Annotated in this window: 14 protein-coding genes and 1 other annotated feature; of the genes, 12 read left to right on the plus strand and 2 right to left on the minus strand. The window is 36.3% G+C overall.

The window, feature by feature from the left end; all coding sequences use genetic code 11:
* The first annotated feature begins 13 nt into the window (after positions 1 to 13).
* The 3 genes from hemL to H7K77_RS03070 all read left to right on the plus strand — a co-directional run bounded on the left by hemL (position 14) and on the right by H7K77_RS03070 (position 3,935).
* Positions 14 to 1,303, plus strand: coding sequence for a glutamate-1-semialdehyde 2,1-aminomutase (hemL, locus tag H7K77_RS03060; protein WP_186576246.1), 1,290 nt, complete (start codon positions 14 to 16; stop codon positions 1,301 to 1,303).
* 266 nt (positions 1,304 to 1,569) lie between these two features.
* On the plus strand, positions 1,570 to 2,766 hold the full coding sequence (gene spoVID, locus H7K77_RS03065) for a stage VI sporulation protein D (RefSeq protein WP_186576247.1): 1,197 nt from the start codon (positions 1,570 to 1,572) through the stop codon (positions 2,764 to 2,766).
* Positions 2,767 to 2,900: 134 nt separating this feature from the next.
* Positions 2,901 to 3,935 carry a protein kinase family protein gene (locus H7K77_RS03070; RefSeq protein WP_186576248.1) on the plus strand — a complete coding sequence of 345 codons (1,035 nt, stop codon included), beginning with the start codon at positions 2,901 to 2,903 and terminating at the stop codon, positions 3,933 to 3,935.
* An 18-nt stretch (positions 3,936 to 3,953) separates the two neighbouring features.
* Here H7K77_RS03070 and H7K77_RS03075 read toward each other — a convergent pair whose 3' ends face one another.
* The gene (locus H7K77_RS03075) at positions 3,954 to 4,142 is read right to left on the minus strand and encodes a hypothetical protein (protein WP_186576249.1); all 189 of its coding nucleotides are present in this window, start codon (positions 4,140 to 4,142) and stop codon (positions 3,954 to 3,956) included.
* A 174-nt stretch (positions 4,143 to 4,316) separates the two neighbouring features.
* Positions 4,317 to 4,563: a binding site (T-box leader), on the plus strand.
* A gap of 55 nt (positions 4,564 to 4,618) precedes the next feature.
* Between H7K77_RS03075 and H7K77_RS03080 the strand changes: the two genes are divergently transcribed.
* The gene (locus tag H7K77_RS03080; protein WP_186576250.1) at positions 4,619 to 7,270 is read left to right on the plus strand and encodes a valine--tRNA ligase; all 2,652 of its coding nucleotides are present in this window, start codon (positions 4,619 to 4,621) and stop codon (positions 7,268 to 7,270) included.
* A gap of 113 nt (positions 7,271 to 7,383) precedes the next feature.
* Here H7K77_RS03080 and H7K77_RS03085 read toward each other — a convergent pair whose 3' ends face one another.
* Positions 7,384 to 8,268 (minus strand): ATP-grasp domain-containing protein, encoded by an 885-nt coding sequence (locus H7K77_RS03085; RefSeq protein WP_186576251.1) that lies wholly within the window; start codon positions 8,266 to 8,268, stop codon positions 7,384 to 7,386.
* Between the two features lie 124 nt (positions 8,269 to 8,392).
* Here H7K77_RS03085 and H7K77_RS03090 point away from each other — a divergent pair, with 124 nt between their 5' ends.
* From H7K77_RS03090 to H7K77_RS03125, 8 genes are all read left to right on the plus strand, one after another.
* A complete protein-coding gene (locus tag H7K77_RS03090) occupies positions 8,393 to 9,691 on the plus strand; it encodes a bifunctional folylpolyglutamate synthase/dihydrofolate synthase (RefSeq protein WP_186576252.1) in 1,299 nt (432 codons plus the stop codon).
* A 91-nt stretch (positions 9,692 to 9,782) separates the two neighbouring features.
* Complete coding sequence (locus tag H7K77_RS03095; RefSeq protein WP_222599189.1) at positions 9,783 to 11,528, plus strand: sensor domain-containing diguanylate cyclase; 1,746 nt, start codon at positions 9,783 to 9,785, stop codon at positions 11,526 to 11,528.
* 201 nt (positions 11,529 to 11,729) lie between these two features.
* Positions 11,730 to 12,185 (plus strand): type IV pilus modification PilV family protein, encoded by a 456-nt coding sequence (locus H7K77_RS03100; RefSeq protein WP_186576254.1) that lies wholly within the window; start codon positions 11,730 to 11,732, stop codon positions 12,183 to 12,185.
* Complete coding sequence (locus H7K77_RS03105; RefSeq protein ID WP_186576255.1) at positions 12,182 to 12,598, plus strand: PilW family protein; 417 nt, start codon at positions 12,182 to 12,184, stop codon at positions 12,596 to 12,598. Before H7K77_RS03100 ends, H7K77_RS03105 begins: the two co-directional genes overlap by 4 nt.
* A 10-nt stretch (positions 12,599 to 12,608) precedes the next feature.
* The gene (locus H7K77_RS03110; protein ID WP_186576256.1) at positions 12,609 to 14,042 is read left to right on the plus strand and encodes a DUF7305 domain-containing protein; all 1,434 of its coding nucleotides are present in this window, start codon (positions 12,609 to 12,611) and stop codon (positions 14,040 to 14,042) included.
* Positions 14,043 to 14,068: 26 nt separating this feature from the next.
* The gene (locus tag H7K77_RS03115) at positions 14,069 to 15,703 is read left to right on the plus strand and encodes a GspE/PulE family protein (RefSeq protein ID WP_186576257.1); all 1,635 of its coding nucleotides are present in this window, start codon (positions 14,069 to 14,071) and stop codon (positions 15,701 to 15,703) included.
* 8 nt (positions 15,704 to 15,711) lie between these two features.
* Entirely contained in the window at positions 15,712 to 16,749 is a 1,038-nt protein-coding gene (locus H7K77_RS03120) for a type IV pilus twitching motility protein PilT (protein WP_186576298.1), read from the plus strand.
* Positions 16,750 to 16,753: 4 nt separating this feature from the next.
* Positions 16,754 to 17,956, plus strand: a complete 1,203-nt coding sequence (locus H7K77_RS03125) for a type II secretion system F family protein (RefSeq protein WP_186576258.1) — start codon at positions 16,754 to 16,756, stop codon at positions 17,954 to 17,956.
* Positions 17,957 to 18,011 lie beyond the last annotated feature (55 nt).

Consider the following 18,011-nt stretch of genomic DNA (forward strand, 5'->3'; position numbering starts at 1 on the left):
TAGAGGTGAAAAGATGAGAAACTTTGATAAATCAATTGATGCATACAAAGAGGCTGTCGATTTAATGCCTGGTGGGGTTAACTCACCAGTAAGAGCGTTTAAATCAGTTGGTATGAATCCTGTTTTTATGGAACGTGGAAAAGGTTCCAAAATTTACGATATTGATGGAAATGAGTATATTGATTATGTACTAAGCTGGGGTCCACTTATTTTGGGACATGCCGATGATCGAGTTGTAGAAAAATTAAAAGCTGTTGCAGAAAATGGAACGAGCTTTGGAGCACCAACACTGTTAGAAAATCAGCTTGCTAAATTAGTAATAGAACGTGTTCCATCCATTGAAATGGTGCGGATGGTTAACTCTGGTACGGAAGCAACAATGAGTGCGCTCAGACTTGCTCGTGGTTATACTGGACGCGACAAAATTTTAAAATTCGAAGGAAACTACCACGGACATGGGGATTCTCTATTAATTAAAGCAGGTTCTGGCGTTGCTACACTAGGTTTACCTGATAGCCCGGGTGTACCGGAATCTATTGCTAAAAACACGATAACAGTACCATATAATGATCTAGAAAGTGTTCGTTATGCTTTTGAACAATTTGGAGATGACTTGGCAGCTGTCATTGTCGAACCTGTTTCAGGGAACATGGGTGTCGTTCCTCCTAAAAGTGACTTTTTACAAGAATTGCGTAAGATTACTGAGGACAACGGCACAGTATTAATATTTGACGAAGTAATGACTGGCTTCCGTGTTGGTTATCAATGCGCTCAAGGACATTTTGAGGTGACCCCTGATTTAACTTGTCTTGGAAAAGTTATTGGCGGAGGCTTACCGGTAGGTGCGTATGGTGGAAAACGCGAAATAATGGAAAAGGTTGCACCAACTGGTGACATTTATCAGGCTGGTACATTGTCAGGTAATCCACTGGCTATGACCGCAGGATTAGAGACTTTAAAGGCAATGGATGAAGATGCCTTTCAGCAGATAAATAAAAAAGTGGATCGTCTTGTGGAAGGGTATGTACAAGCAGCACAAGAATACGGTGTAGCCCTACAAGTAAATCGTGCTGGTTCTATGGTTGGATTCTTCTTTAATGACAATGAAGTGTACAATTATGAAACAGCAAGTAGCTCTAATTTGGACTATTTTGCTAGCTACTACCGTACGATGATACAGGAAGGTGTGTTTTTACCGCCATCTCAATATGAAGGTCTCTTTTTATCGACTGCACATACGGATGAAGATATTGAAAACACAATTGCTGCAGCTCGCACGGCTTTTTCGAAATTAAAAGGTTAATATAAGGGGGCTCCACTCGGTGGGGCCCTAAATTTATTATAAGGATTTTTCAAATATCCCCTATTTATAGTTTATATCCCCCAATCCGGCAGTTATCTACCAAGAAATTACATAAAGCCTCCCAAATCTAAAATATTTAGTCCCATGCTAATTTGCTAAACTTTTTTACTACAATGTTTTATCATGCATAATTCTTTTCCTTATTCATATATCTGAAGAGAGGGCAATGTACGAATAGGCTTTGATTTTGAGGGGAGGAAATTGTGTTGTCTTACGAAAATAATTCAGTTTTTACATTTAATTTAAATGAGTCGTTGTCGTTTAAAAGAGGACAGGAAGTGGATGAGATAATGGGAATCTCACTAGAACCAGAGATTTCTATTCAAGAATTTGATGATTATATATCAGTTAGAGGAGTTATTGAATTAAAAGGGGAGTATTTCCAAGTCAAAGAGCCAATAGAAAATCCGGATGAGCCATTATCGTTAAGAGATCATCCTGCACAACGTTTTATGGATCGCGTAGAAAGCTATGAAGACGGAGTCAATGAATTCTTTCATAACTTTCCGGTTGAAGTATCTGTACCGAAATATAGGGTAGATGACCTTGACGAGGTTATGGTTGGAATTGAATCTTTCGATTATGAAATTCCTGAGAATAGTCAGCTTAAGCTTCGTGCTACTGTGGCCATTCATGGGGTAAGTAATGAGGAAAGACGTGCAGAGCATAATCCAGTTCAAGAAGATGCTAATGAAGGTTTAATTGGACTAGAGGAAGAAACTGTCGAGGAACCGCCACAGCTTGCCGTTGATGAGACTTTCGAATTTGATGTAAAGGAACCTGTAGAAGAAGAAAGTAATGAATCTAGAAATGAGCAAACAGATGAGCTTGATACTCCGCAGCTAGAAATGGAACCACCAGTTGACGAGTACGTAGAACCTGAGTTGGAACCGGAACCCGAATTAGAACCAGAGCCTGAGCCTTATGCGGAACCTGAATTGGAACCCGAACCCGATCCAGAACCCGAGCCAGAAACGGAACCTGTTGTGGAGAAGAAAGTTAAGGAGAAAAAGAACAAGAAAACACAATCCCTTGCTGAATTCTTTGCAAATGTAGAAGATAAAAAAGCCAAACCTGAAGTAGAAGCGGTAATGGAATCTAGTGAATCCGAATCTAGCATCGTTCACTTTTCTGCAAGTGGAAGGAATGCTACGGATGAAGATATAGAAGAGTCCTCTCGAGAAGAAGGGGTAGAGAAAGATACATCATACTTATTGAATATATTTGCGGATAAGGAAGAAGAAACGTATTCAAGATTAAAAATGTGTATTGTACAAGATGAAGACACCTTAGAATCGCTAGCTGATAAATATGAGATTTCTCCATTAAATATCTCCAAGATTAATAAGTTGGTTAGTGATGAACTATCACAAGGTCAAATTTTGTATATTCCAACGAACTAGAGTAGTGGAATCATCTGTTTTTATTTCATAATCCCTTGGCACAAATTAGTGACAAGGGATTATGTTTCATCATTGCAGAATGGAAGCATACATAAAAACTATATGTTTCACTTTATATTTTGGAGTGGATGCAAATGAAAAATGTTCGTTCAATTTTGAATGCTTATCAAATTAAACCTTCAGAGGTTTCAAAAGTAACCAACAATCTATATCGAATTCAAGCACAAGAATATTCATTCGCTTTAAAGAAGTCCAAACTAAACAGGAATCAGATAGACTCCTGGAAACAAGCCTATATATATGGAAATGAGTACCAACTAACGTCTATATTGCCTGTTTATATGACTGAAAAAGGTGATATTTTTCATCAGGATTACAATGATATATACTATCTTACGCCATGGAAAGAAACAAGAAGGAATGACGAGCCAGAGCATGAAGTAGAGTCCTTTTACAGAACTTTAGGTACCATCCATCACAAAACAAAGAAGAAACTTGATATTCAGGTCGATCAAGTTGAGCAACAAATCACACAAGAAAAGGAAAAGCTCTCTCGTTTCCGTCAGTCTATTTTAACCAACGTCGAGTTATATGAGAGTAAGCGGTATATGTCTCCATTTGAATTAAGAGTTTGTATGCAATACAGAGACATCGAGCAGGTATGTAATAGTCTAGATGATTGGTATGACTATTATTTAGAGGATTTAAAAGAAGATGGAGTGATGAATCATTCACTTTGCCATGGTAACTTACGTGCATCGCATCTCATCTATCAGAGCAGTAACACGTACTTTGTGAATTGGGAAAAGTCACACATCGGTAGTCCGATGTATGACTTAGCTGTCTATTATTATCACGAATTAAAATACCATGACTGTTATTTAAATCATTTAATGAGCTCTTTTTCTATCTATGAAAAAGAAAATCCATTATTGCTAAGCGAGAGAAGCTTGCTTGCCGTTTTATTATTAACTCCATCCTCTTATCTTCAAGTAATTGAAGCTTATAATAATAAACAGTTCTCTAAATCCCAACCATTTCAAATAAGGTATTTAGAACAAGCCTACCGAAGATTGGTCCATGGTCTATCTATGCAACAACATTTAAAACAAATTCGTGATGAGATTAAACAAAAACAACTGGAAGAAGAAGCTAATCAAGAAGAATAGTAAATTTAAATGAGTTGATTATATCCATTTTAGATAAAAGGCCAAAAAGATACCAATGCAAATAGCAAGCAAAAATATATCAAATGTTGTGGGAATAAAAATGGTCCGTAGAGCTTGGAATATCATAATTGGTAATGTACATCGTTCACAGACTAACAAGCAGTACCTTGCCCAAGGTGGTAAGCGGTAACGATAAAAACGTGCCATCTTAACACTCCTTATAACTCTTTTGGTGTATTGTATGCGATAGTCACCTAGGTTGGTGCAAATAATTATAAAAATATCTCCTTTTACATTTTTCGCCTATTTACGTAAACTTTCTCTTTAAACCTTGACTAATTTGTGTATAATTGGATAAAATAGCTACTATATTAGATAGTGAAAAATGCAATGAAGAGGAAGAGTACTGAGTAAATGCCTATAGAGAGGGAAATCATTTAGCTGGAAGATTTCCTAGGATTGTTTATTTGGGAATGTCGCCTCAGATGCAGCTCCTTTGAAATGGATTAGTAGTAGAAGGAGACGGTGCAGAGCCGTTAACGAAACGAAGTGTACGGATGTTATGAAAGGATATAGACATTCGTAAACAAAGGTGGTACCACGGAAATTTACCCTTTTCGTCCTTTTTTAAGGATGATAAGGGTTTTTATTTTGTATATGGAAGGTTTAAGGAGGAAGTTGAGATGGAAGAAAATAAAGAAATAGCGTTATCGCCTAAATATGATCCAACTGCGGTAGAGAAAGATCGCTATAAATATTGGGTGGACGGTAAGTTTTTTGAAGCAAAAGCCGACAAAAATAAAAAGCCATTTACGATTGTTATTCCACCACCAAATGTAACGGGCAAGCTTCACATTGGTCATGCTTGGGATACAACCTTACAAGATATTATTACACGAATTAAGCGAATGCAAGGGTATGATGTCTTGTACCTACCAGGGATGGATCATGCAGGCATTGCAACACAAGCCAAAGTAGAAGCTAAATTACGTGAACAAGGGCAAAGTAGATACGATTTAGGTCGTGAAAAGTTCTTAGAAAAGGCTTGGGAATGGAAACATGAGTACGCTGATTTTATCAGACAGCAATGGGAAAAAATTGGTTTAGGATTAGATTATTCTAGAGAAAGGTTTACACTAGACGAAGGGTTATCTGAGGCGGTTAAAGAGGTATTCGTCACTTTATATGAAAAAGGGCTTATTTATCGTGGTGAATATATTATTAACTGGGACCCCGCAACAAAGACAGCTCTTTCTGATATTGAAGTAATTCATGAAGAGATTCAAGGACATTTCTATCATATGAAATATCCATTAAAAGACGGTACTGGATCAATCGAAATAGCTACTACTCGTCCAGAAACAATGTTGGGTGATACAGCTGTTGCCGTACATCCAGAAGATGAGCGCTATCAACATTTAATAGGAAAAACAGTGATCCTACCAATCATAGGCCGTGAAATTGAAATTGTTGCGGATGAGTATGTTGATATGGAATTTGGTTCAGGTGCTGTTAAAATTACACCAGCACACGACCCAAATGACTTCGAAATTGGTAACCGTCATAACCTAGAACGCATTCTCGTTATGAATGAAGACGGTACAATGAATGATCGAGCAGGTAAATACAAAGGTATGGACCGATTTGAATGTAGAAAACAATTAGTAAAAGACCTTCAAGAAGAGGGCATTCTCTTTAAGATTGAAGAACATATGCACTCTGTTGGACACTCTGAACGAAGTGGAGCTGTAGTTGAACCTTATCTTTCTACCCAATGGTTTGTTAATATGCAGCCATTAGCAGACGAGGCTGTTAAGCTACAAAGACAATCTGATGACGAAAAGGTTCATTTTGTTCCTGAGCGATTTGAAAACAATTATCTACGTTGGATGGAAAATACGCGAGACTGGTGTATTTCACGTCAGCTATGGTGGGGACACCGCATACCAGCATGGTACCATAAAGAAACAGGTGAAGTTTATGTTGGGAAGGAAGCTCCAGCTGACATAGAAAATTGGGAGCAAGATAGTGATGTTTTAGATACTTGGTTCTCCTCTGCATTATGGCCGTTTTCTACTCTTAACTGGCCAGATACGGACAACGAAGAATTTAAACATTTCTTCCCAACAAATGTTCTAGTAACAGGTTATGACATTATTGGATTTTGGGTTTCACGTATGATTTTTCAATCATTAGAATTTAATGATATTCGACCATTTGAAGATGTACTCATACACGGTTTAGTACGTGATGCAGAAGGCCGTAAGATGAGTAAGTCATTGGGGAATGGTGTTGATCCGATGGAAGTAATTGAGAAATACGGCGCTGATTCCCTACGTTATTTCCTTTCAACTGGTTCTACTCCAGGGCAGGATCTACGTTTCCAATGGGAAAAAGTAGAATCTACTTGGAATTTTGTAAATAAAATTTGGAATGCTTCTCGATTTGTCATTATGAACCTTGGAGACATCCAATATGAAGACATTGATTTGTCAGGTGAGAAATCAGTTGCGGATAAGTGGATATTAACCCGACTTAATCAAACCATCGTACAAGTTGACAAAAATGTTGATAAATATGAGTTTGGGGAAGCTGGAAGACACTTATATAACTTCATCTGGGATGAATTCTGTGATTGGTATATCGAAATGGCGAAGCTGCCATTGTACGGAGAAGATGAAAAAGCGAAACAAACAACAAGATCTGTACTAGCTTATGTATTAGACCAAACGATGCGCATGCTACATCCATTCATGCCTTTCGTTACAGAAGAGATTTGGCAGCATCTTCCTCACGAAGGTGAATCAATCACACAAGCTAGTTGGCCTAAGGTTCGTCAAGACTTACATGATGAACAAGCGGCTGAAGAGATGAAACGTTTGGTAGATATCATTCGTGCTGTAAGAAATATTCGTGCAGAAGTTGATACACCAATGTCAAAACAAGTTCAACTACTTATCCAAGCAAAAGACGAATTCATTGTTAAACAACTAGAAACGAACCGTCAATATTTAGAAAAATTCTGTAATCCTAGTGAACTAACGATAGCAACAGAGGTTAGTGCCCCAGAAAAGGCAATGTCAGCTGTCATTACGGGTGCAGATATTTTCTTACCACTAGAAGGTCTAATTGACGTGGACAAAGAAATTGCTCGTTTAAATAATGAGTTGGATAAATGGAACAAAGAAGTAGAAAGAGTTGAAAAGAAACTAGCTAACGAAGGTTTTGTAAGTAAGGCACCTGAAAAAGTAGTAGAAGAAGAAAAACAAAAAGCAAAAGATTATGCTGAAAAGAAAGCTAAGGTAGAAGCAAGAATTAAAGAACTTCAATCATAAGCATTGCTTTTGGCATAAAGAGGAAAAGCGTGAATTCCCTTGGAGGGATATTCACGCTTTTTTACTGCAATAAAGGCTATTCGATTAGTTTGATACCACATGGAACTAGTTTACTATATTTTGCTAATTACATATTTAACAATATGATCCGCGACATCTACCCCTGTTGCAGCTAGTGTTTTTTTGATGTGTGCATTTGAATTAACTTCACAGATAATTGGTTGTTGATTAGGACCAAATAATAAATCGACTCCAGCAAAATCAACACCAATAGCTTTTGTAGCTTGAATTGCCAGTTCAACCTCTTTTTCAGTCGGAGTGTACATCTCAGATACACCTTCTGTTTGACTATTCGCTCGGAAATCATTGGCAGCACTTCTCAGCATGGAGGAAACTACTTTATTTCCAACGACATTAAGTCTTATATCTTTGCCATAACTACTTGAAATAAACTCCTGTATAACAAAAGGTCTATCCTTTATTTCTGTTATTATTTCATCAAGTTCTTTTCTATTATGAACAAGATAAACCTGTTCACCAAATGAGCCATATGCCTCTTTCACAACCATTGGATAATCCATTTGTTTTTCTATCGGATAAAAAGTTTCAAGATCAATGTCCTGGACGTTAGCGAAAATCTTTGGGGCTGCTACCGTTTTAGGAATTGGTAGACCATTTTCGGCTAACTTTTGGTAGGTTGTAATTTTGTTATCACAAATGTCTATTGCTGTAGCTGAATTAAAGACTGGAATCTGCATCGACTCTAGTTGCCATGCTAGTGTAATATCTTTATCACCAAAGATGACGAAATCAGGGAGTGGCTTATCAATTTGAAATAGTAAATTACTCCCCTTTTCTGATAGAAAGGATAGAAGCTGATTATTTTTCACAATATCTATTGTTACATTATTTTGTTTACCAGCTTTATGGATTGATTCTGCAAAATCTAGGAATTTACTTCCTTGTAGATGCCCATTATATATAACCCAACCGTACATGTTTAGATCTTTCCTTTCGGGATAAGTTTAAAGTTTTAAATAAATAGATTAACTGATATAATATTCTCATTGTTTTGCAAGCAAGTAATGTTATTTAATAAAAATTAAGGTAGGATTACCGACTATGTTAACTACTATAAACGAAGTGATAGATTTTTTAAAACAACGCAATTTACTTGGGATTAAGCCAGGATTATCTAGGATGAACATCATGTTAGCGTATTTTGGAAATCCAGAACAAAACCTCAACGTTATTCATATCGCAGGTACAAATGGTAAAGGATCAACCTTAACGTACATAAAACAAGCACTCCTAGATAATGGGTATAATATTGCTACATTTACATCTCCTCATGCAGAAATGAATGAGCACATTCAGATCAATAACCAAGCTATTGACGAACATTCTTTCATTCAATTAATGAACCGATTACAACCTATTATAGATATATTAGATAAAGAAGATAATCCTCCAACTGAATATGAATTATTGTTTATGATTGCTCTACTCCATTTTGAGGATAAAGTAGATTTCGCCATAATCGAAGCAGGCATGGGTGGTAGAGAAGACTTCTCTAATTGTCTAATTCCATTGTTGTCTATTATAACAAACATTGGCAAAGATCACGTTCGATTTTTAGGGGAAACGTATGAGGAAATAGCTTACCATAAGGCTGGTATCATAAAGCAACATGTACCTGTAGTTGTTGGGGAATTAAATCAAGCATCTGCAGAAGTTATCCACTTAGAAGCAAAAAAACTAGATGCCCCAATTAAGCAGTATGGGGTGGATTTTAGTAGTGTAAATGTAAGGATAAGCAGGGACTTAGAAGAGGCTTTTACTTTTGTAAGTGATGAACAGGAGACAGATATTGTGATTTCGATGAAAGGCAAGCATCAGGTAATTAATGCATCTGTTGCCTATATGTCCCTTTTAGAGTTAAATCGGATAATTCCGAATCAACTTGACTTGGTTAAAACAAAAGAGTCCATTCGTAAAGCAACGATTTCTGGCAGATTTGAGCGGATTCTAGAAAATCCATCTGTCTATGTTGATGCTGCACATAATCAGGAAGGAATCACGTCTTTTATTAATACTGTAAATCGTTATTTTCCAGATAAAAAGAAACATCTAATCTTTGCTGCATTCAAGGATAAGCCACTACAGCCAATGGTTGAACACTTTGATGACACCTTTATTAAAGTTTCATTTACTAGCTTTGATCACCCTCGGGCTTCTAGTTCTGAGTCATTATATCGCTTATCCAAGCACCAAAATAAACAAATGAATAATGATTGGTATAACGTTATTCAACAAGAAATAATGGAACAACAATCAGAAGATAGAATTACCTTTATCACGGGGTCCATTTATTTTATTCAATTAATTCAAAACTATTTTGAGAATTTACAGAAAATATGATATCTTTGAACTATTAGATTTCTTTTTCTTCATGGTTAATAAGTCATATATCAAAAATAGAATATTGTGTTTAGGGGATGTCGTAAGCATGGTGCCAAACTATAAAAAAATAGCTCTATGGGTAGCTTTATTGTTTATTTGGCCACTAACTATAGCTTTTATATACCAAACATCTTTCCCGGATATTGAAGGAGAGCTGTTGGCAATTATATCGTATGGATTAGTTGCCTGTATTGTTGCGTTCTTTCCATTTATCGTAAGCAACACGCCTATTTTCTTTGTGCACGGAATAGGGTTTGCAGTGTTTCTTAGTTATGGATTATTTATGGAGGTAATGCTAACGCAATTAGCTGTACTTATTGTGCTCGCTAAGGTTAAGATATCACGTTCTGACTCATACAGAATTCCGCTGAATTTATTGATGTTTTTATTTGTTTCGTTGGCTGCTGCAAGTGTGTACAAATGGTTAGGAGGTACGGTGGGTGAATTTCATCTATCTACATTCCGTGAAGTTGTACCATTGCTTGGTTATGCTATTACTGTTTTTGTGACGAATCATTTATTATTATATTGTTTCCGCAGATTCTTAGTAGGATCACAGGTCAAATTTTTGAATAAAAGTGTTATTTGGGAATTTTGTACAACTTTGGTTGTCCTTCCGGTAGGATTTGTGTTGTTTATGATGTACAGAGATTTTGATGTAGCTGGTATATACTTTGTTAGCTTTCCATTTATCAGTATTTCTATCATTTTAAAACTATTTCATTCTAGTCAACAAGTTAATGATTATCTACAGGAAACGAGTGAGATCGGACATGAGTTAACTGGGGAGCTTGAAGTTAATGAGGTAATCGACTTGTTTGTGCAACGTGTGACTAAATTGCTGGCTGTTGATTACTCGTATGTATATGAGGTAGTAGATGCAGAAACGTTAAAACTATCCAGATTATATGATGTGGAAGGTAAGATAGAATTCCCTGCAAATGATAAACTAAGGAAATTTGAAGCGGTAAGCGGTAAGGCTTGGGGAGAAAATAGGACGATTACCTATAAAAGTCAAAAAGATTGGGCACAATTTGCGGAAAGTTATTTGCCAGTACAAGGGGAAAGTATCATTTCTGTACCAGTGCAAAGGAACAATAAAATCGTTGCCGTTATAACGTTAATTTCGAAACGAAAAGGTGGCTTCGAAAAGTATCAGTTTATGATTCTTGATATTCTAGTAAATTACTTAGCGGTCGCGCTAGAGAATGCACGTAACTATGAAGAAACAAGAAAGCGCAGTGAACGTGATCAGTTAACGGGCTTGTACAATTACCGATTTTTTGATAATTACATCCAGAATTATTTTGCAAACATAAGACTGACTAAAAGGCACGAACATATCTCCTTAGTTTTATTAGATTTAGATCGTTTCAAGCATATTAATGACACTTATGGGCATCAAAGTGGAAATGAGATCCTACAAGAGTTGTCGAATCGCTTAAAACTATTAATGGATGATAAAGGAATTGTTGCAAGGTACGGTGGAGAAGAATTTGTTGTCTTACTACCTAACTGTACAAAAATGGAATCATTAAGAATCGCAGAACTCATCCGTAAAGAAATAGCAAGTAATTCTTTTGTCCTCAAACAGCACATTTTAGATAAAGAAGATCCAATACTCGTTAATGTGACAGCGAGTGTAGGCGTTGCCACTTATCCAGATAATTGTGAAGATCCAATTGATTTAATCCGACATGCTGACCGTGCCATGTATATTGGTGCCAAACAGCAGGGGAGAAATAAAGTAGCCATGTATGATAAATTGATCGGTGCTCAATTACAAGCAGAGTGATAAAAGAAGTAGATAAAGCCACCTTTTACTTGGTAAATAGTACAAAGGTAGGCTTTTTTTGTGGAGTGAATACAACTTTTGGTCATTGATGGTAGGTCAATAGTTATAATTATAAGATTTACATATTCATAGATAAAATTTATACTAAGATTATATACTGATTTGAACCGTAAATTTATGAATGAAAGGGTGAAGAAAGTAATGGGAACATTATTGAAGAGTAACAAAGGTTTCACGTTAATAGAGATACTTGCTTCTATTACAATCCTATCTATTGTGATCCTTTCTTTTCTTGCTTTCTTTGTCCAATCTGCCAAGACGAACGAAATCACAGAAGACATTTCAGACGCGACCTATTTGGCACAGGAAGAAATGGAAAAAATGTATCATATTACAACACAGTACACCTTTTCTAAGGCATTAACGGAGCTGGTGGAAAATACCGGTTATGTTGCGGGGCAAAATAATGGCGCTACAATGGAATACACATTTTCTAAAGATACAGATGAATACAAGATTGCTTTAACTTTGGATAAACCATCTTCTACTAATATCGGAAACGTTCTAGTGAAAGTATATGAAAGCAAATCAAACAAACTAGAAGCCCAAATGGAAACGATATATAACTGGAAAAAGTTAGAGGGTGAATCTGATTGAACAACGAAAAAGGGATTACTTTAGTGGAGTTATTGGCCACACTAGCAATTATGTCAATGATTATCCTCTTAATAAGCTCCGTTCATATATTTGGTCAAAAACAGTTTACTAGTCAAACAGAACAGATAGATAATCAAGCAAATGTTAGACTTGTTGTTAATACGTTGACAAAAGAGATTAGAACAGTAGGAGAAAATACTGTTTTTGTGAATGAGGGAACTCTTACTGTTGGCACAGATTCTTATAAACTAGTAAATAATGATCTTCTAAAAAATGATGTTTTATTCGTAAGTGATATTGACGAATTCAATGTAGAGAAGGATGGTAATAAGTTAACCATTTCAGTAGAAAGTTTACCGAATCAGTTTAATAAGACATCTTCCTTATCTACAGTAGTTTATATAAGAGAGTAGGTGAAGATAGATGAGGATAGTTAAAAGTCGCGGTATTGGTAACGAGCGCGGTGCTACGCTAGTTATGGTGCTTATGGTTTTTACTGTGCTAACTGTACTTGGATTAGGATTATTAGGGGTAGCAGTGAGTAATACAAAGCTTAGTACGGTGGATAGGGAATATCAAGCAACTTATTATATTGCAGAGGCTGGTATGACCAAACGATTCAGTGAAATACAAGAATGGATACAAAATAATAAAAATGCAGGTGATTTAACTGTTGAATTATTAGAAGAGAAAACTTTGCCGGCAAATACATTTGAAAAGCACTTTAATGATACTCCAACAGCAACTGTAAAAGTAGAAAAAATAGATGATGAAAATTATAAGATAGTATCAGTAGGTCAAATTGGTAAACGATCAAGAACGGTGGAAAAAGAGTTTAAGGTTAATTGGGGATCATCATCTGGCGGTGGAGGTAGTTTCCCAGTGGATATGGCCGTTTATACAAATGAGGATATTATCATGAGTGGAAGTGCAACGATTACTGGTGACGCAGGTACTAACTCAATAAAGTCAAATAGTGTAGAGCTAAATGGAAAACCAGTCATTACTGGCAATTTATATGTTCCACACCAGGCAGTAGATATAGCGTTAAAAAAGCCTAATGATGTAAATATAAACGTAGTCGGAAGAGCGACTACAATGTTGAAATTACCACAGTTTCCTTCATTTCCTGAATTTGATCCACTAGATAGTAAAGAGGTAGTGAAAAGTGATTCAGAGCGGTATTACGTAATACAAAATCATGATCTTAGAATTGATAGTTACCTAACAGATGGCTATACATTAGAATTAACTAAAAATGTAGCTTTTAATGAGATTATCGTACAGAGTAATTACTCATTAAATATTGACACAAATGGACAGGATAGATCCATGGTAGTAGACTACCTGAATATTAAGAATGGGCACATAAATATTTTGGGCGGAGGAAGCCTGACGCTCTATGTTAAAAAATCAATTGAATTAGGTTCAAGTAGTTCAATCAATAATGGAGGTATTGTTCATGATTTAAGAATCTATTTAAAGGGGGATAATGAAGGTAAAGAGTTGATGATGTCAGGAGATCAGAGAATATTTGGATTTGTATATGCAGAAAGTGCAGATTTTCAAATAACTGGAAGTGCTGGTTTAAAAGGGTATTTATTAACTGCTGGAGACGAAGTGAAAATTAGTGGTGGAACATATAGTCCATCTTTTATTTTCGCTCCAAATGCTGAAGTGGATCTTAATGGCGGTGCTCAAATTGTGGGAGCTATTATTTCCAATAGTTTCAAAGGAACAGGTGGTACAGAAGTAACCTATCAAAAAACAGATCTTGATTTTCTATCAGGTGATGAAGATGAAAATACAGGTGGAGACTTAATTGTGCCTGCACCCCAAAAAGAAACTACGAATTGAGTATCCGCTCGCTGGGAGGAAATAATATGGCTACTACAAACAGAAAAAGAAAACTCGGAGACCTACTCAAAGATGCAGGGATCCTAACCGAATTTGAAATTGTCGAAGCTTTAGAACGGAAAAAAGACGGACAGAAGCTTGGGGATGCTCTTCTTGAACAGGGCTATATTACAGAACAACAATTGCTAGAGGTTCTTGAATTACAGCTAGGTATTAAGAGTGTTTCGTTATATCGCTATCCAGTAGACAGAACATTGATGGAATTAATACCAAAAGATGTGGCCCAGAGAAATCTATTATTACCTTTAACACAACAAGATAATACGATTCTAGTAGCAATGAACGATCCTATGGACTACTATGCTATTGATGATTTAGAACTATCTACTGGGTTTGAAATCAAGCCAGTTATCGCTTCAAAAGATGATATATTACAAGCGATTAACAAATTTTATGACCTTGGTGATAGTGAGTTGGAAGAGGAAGAGGCTGAAGCACACGATGATGCTCCGGCTATCCGTATTATGGACCAGATTCTTCAAACTGGTGTACATTTAAAAGCTAGTGATATTCATATCGATCCGAATGAAGTAAATCTTTCCATCCGGTATCGAATTGATGGTGTACTTAGAACAGAGCGGACGATTCCGAAAAGGTTGCAAAACTCCTTAATTGCTAGAACGAAAATTTTGTCTAACCTAAATATTACGGAAACTAGATTACCTCAAGACGGAAGAGTAAGATTAGTTTTAGATGATAAGCCAATAGATTTACGGGTATCTACGTTACCAACCGTATTTGGTGAGAAAATTGTTATCCGTATATTAGATTTAAGTAATGTTTTTAAAAAGCTTTCCGAGCTAGATTTAAGTCCAGAAAATTTAGCTAAGTATGAAAAAGCTATTTCACAGCCCTCTGGCTTAGTGCTTTTAACTGGACCAACTGGATCTGGGAAAACCTCTACACTTTATGCTTCGATTAACAAGTTGAATCGAGAAGAAGTAAATATAATTACCGTAGAGGACCCGGTAGAATATCAGTTGGATGGTATTAATCAAGTTCAAGTTAATACTGGGATTGGGTTGACATTTGCGAAAGGATTACGCTCAATTTTGCGTCAGGATCCAAATATTATTATGGTTGGGGAGATTCGTGATCGAGAGACAGCAGAAATTGCTATTCGCTCAGCGTTAACTGGGCACATGGTGTTTAGCACGCTGCACACGAATAGTGCAGTTGCGGCAATACCAAGACTATTTGATATGGATATTGAGCCATATTTAGTTGTTTCCTCTTTATCAGCGATCATGGCTCAGCGGTTAGTTAAAAAGGTATGCAAAGATTGTAAGCATACCCGACCTGCTACGGAAATGGAAAAAAATCTATTTCATAAGTATGAGATTGAAATCGAAGAGGTTGCAGAAGGTAAGGGTTGTAATAGCTGTAAAGATACGGGATATAAAGGACGAATGGCAATTAATGAATTACTTATTATTGATGACTTTATGAGACAGATGATGATGAACAATAATTCTATGCCAGAAATTCAAAGATATATTAAAGAAAACGGAATGAAATTTTTAATAGATGATGGATTGGCTAAGGTAAAACAAGGACAAACAACTATCGAAGAAGTTTTACGAGTAGCAACGGAGGAATAGGGGAGAGCATTATGAATCGTTTAGAATCTTTGTTAAAAGCAGCTTTTTATCAAAACGCATCTGACATCCATTTAACTGTAGGAACACCTCCTGTATTCCGTATTCACGGCGATTTATTACCACATGGCGAAGAGGAATTACATCCGGTTGATACAGAAGAAATGGCAAGAAGCGTTTTAACCGAAGCACTATGGGAAGAATTTCGTACTAAGCGTGAAATGGACTTATCACATGGGATAGCTGGTGTTTCACGATTTCGTATGAATATCTTTTATCAACGAGGTTGTATTTCGCTTGCGATAAGAATTGTACCAACTGACATTCCGAGTATTGACCAACTAGATTTGCCTGATGTACTTAAAGATATTGCGGCACGCACACAAGGTCTTGTACTTGTCACTGGGCCAACAGGTAGTGGGAAAAGTACGACGTTAGCAGCAATGATTGATTATATGAATAAAACGATGAATAAACACATTATAACGCTTGAAGATCCAATCGAATATTTGCACTCTCATGGGAAATGTATTATTGATCAAAGAGAAGTAGGCTTTGATACGATCAATTTCCAAAATGGGTTACGTGCCTGTCTTCGCCAAGATCCTGATGTCATTCTAGTAGGCGAAATGCGAGATTTAGAGACAATATCAACAGCTATTACGGCTGCTGAAACTGGGCACCTTGTACTTGGTACCTTGCATACTACTGATGCATCGTCGACGATGGATCGTATTATAGATGTATTTCCGAGTCATCAAAAAGGTCAAATTAGAATTCAATTGGCCAATGTGTTACAAGCAATTGTTTCACAAAGGTTGTTCCAAACTGCCAACCGAAAAGGTAGAGTAGCAGCAACGGAAATTTTAATTAATACACCTGCTGTGAAGAATTTAATCCGAAATGAGAAAATGCACCAAATACCGAATACAATGCAAACAGCTCGCGATCAAGGTATGCATACGATGACAATGGACATTAAAAAGCTAGTTAATAATGGAGTTATTACTCAAGAGCACGCACTTCCTTATTTAAGGGAAAGAGGGTGAATAAATGACCTATTTTCGTTATAAAGGGAAGAACCGACTTGGAAAAACACTTAAAGGAAAGATTGACGCTGAGTCTAAACGGGAAGCAATTACGCTGCTAAGACAAGAAGGTACGACTGTTTTTGATATTCATGAGCTCAATAGTTTTCTATACAAAGATATCTACCTAGGAAAAGCTATTAAAAATAGGGATTTTGTTATTTTTTTAAGACAGTTTTCAACTCTCGTTGATGCGGGTATATCCTTAGTAGAAGCAACATCTATTTTAGAGGATCAAACTGCTAACAAGCAATTGAAAAATGCTTTAGCTAAGGTACAAGATTCTTTAGAAGAAGGGATTGCACTCTCAGAAGCACTGGCAGAATTTCCTAAACTATTCCCTGAGTTACTAGTAAGTATGATTAATGCAGGTGAAGTAAGTGGTAATTTAGATGAAATTTTAGAAAATATGGCAAGCTATTATGAAAAACAATACCAGTTAAAACAAAAAATCGTGACCGCCTTAACGTATCCAATGGTGATAGGAGCTATTTCAGTTTTAATAACCATTTTCTTATTAGCTTATATTGTTCCTATTTTTACAAGTATGTTTATTTCATTTGATCAAGAAATTCCGGCGTATACTGCTTTTATTTTGAATATCAGTGACGTTGTTCAGAAGTTTTGGTGGTTATTGTTACTATTAGTAATCACAGCAGTATTTGTTTACAAGTATTTAGAACAGAAGCCACATTTTGCGTATAGCTTTGACTTGGCCAAGCTTCGAATTCCAATTTTCGGAAAGTTTATTCAAAAATCATTGCTTGCACGAATGACCCAAACATTGAGTTCATTGTTAAATAGCTCAGTTCCAATCTTACAAGCAGTAGAAATTACCGAACGGGTTATTAATAATCGTGTGATTAAGAAAGTATTAAAAGCGAGTGGACAATCATTAGAGCAAGGGGAATCACTTGCTGCCCCTATGCAAGAGAATTGGGTTTTTCCGAAGCTAGTAACGCAAATGATTGCAGTTGGTGAAAGGACAGGTTCACTAGATGCCATGTTAAAAAAAGTAGCAGACTTTTATGAGCAAGATTTGGACGAAGCTTCAGATAAACTAAAGTCATTAATAGAACCTGTAATGATCGTTTTCTTAGCAACTGTTGTTGGTGCTATTGTAATGGCAATCGTTATCCCAATGTTTTCATTATTTGAAGGTATTTGACAGGAATAGTAGAATTTATAGTAAAAAAGTTATAGACAACGATGTGACTTATAGT

This window comes from Aquibacillus kalidii, assembly GCF_014280935.1.
In the GTDB taxonomy this organism is placed as follows: domain Bacteria; phylum Bacillota; class Bacilli; order Bacillales; family Amphibacillaceae; genus Aquibacillus_D; species Aquibacillus_D kalidii.

What these genes read in the sequence shown, in the direction of transcription:
- H7K77_RS03085 (WP_186576251.1), bottom strand. Translation starts at nt 8,268, where the DNA reads ATGTACGGTTGGGTTATATATAATGGGCATCTACAAGGAAGTAAATTC.
- H7K77_RS03115 (WP_186576257.1), top strand. Translation starts at nt 14,069, where the DNA reads ATGGCTACTACAAACAGAAAAAGAAAACTCGGAGACCTACTCAAAGAT.
- H7K77_RS03080 (WP_186576250.1), top strand. Translation starts at nt 4,619, where the DNA reads ATGGAAGAAAATAAAGAAATAGCGTTATCGCCTAAATATGATCCAACT.
- H7K77_RS03090 (WP_186576252.1), top strand. Translation starts at nt 8,393, where the DNA reads ATGTTAACTACTATAAACGAAGTGATAGATTTTTTAAAACAACGCAAT.
- H7K77_RS03070 (WP_186576248.1), top strand. Translation starts at nt 2,901, where the DNA reads ATGAAAAATGTTCGTTCAATTTTGAATGCTTATCAAATTAAACCTTCA.
- H7K77_RS03100 (WP_186576254.1), top strand. Translation starts at nt 11,730, where the DNA reads ATGGGAACATTATTGAAGAGTAACAAAGGTTTCACGTTAATAGAGATA.
- H7K77_RS03125 (WP_186576258.1), top strand. Translation starts at nt 16,754, where the DNA reads ATGACCTATTTTCGTTATAAAGGGAAGAACCGACTTGGAAAAACACTT.
- hemL (WP_186576246.1), top strand. Translation starts at nt 14, where the DNA reads ATGAGAAACTTTGATAAATCAATTGATGCATACAAAGAGGCTGTCGAT.
- H7K77_RS03075 (WP_186576249.1), bottom strand. Translation starts at nt 4,142, where the DNA reads ATGGCACGTTTTTATCGTTACCGCTTACCACCTTGGGCAAGGTACTGC.
- H7K77_RS03110 (WP_186576256.1), top strand. Translation starts at nt 12,609, where the DNA reads ATGAGGATAGTTAAAAGTCGCGGTATTGGTAACGAGCGCGGTGCTACG.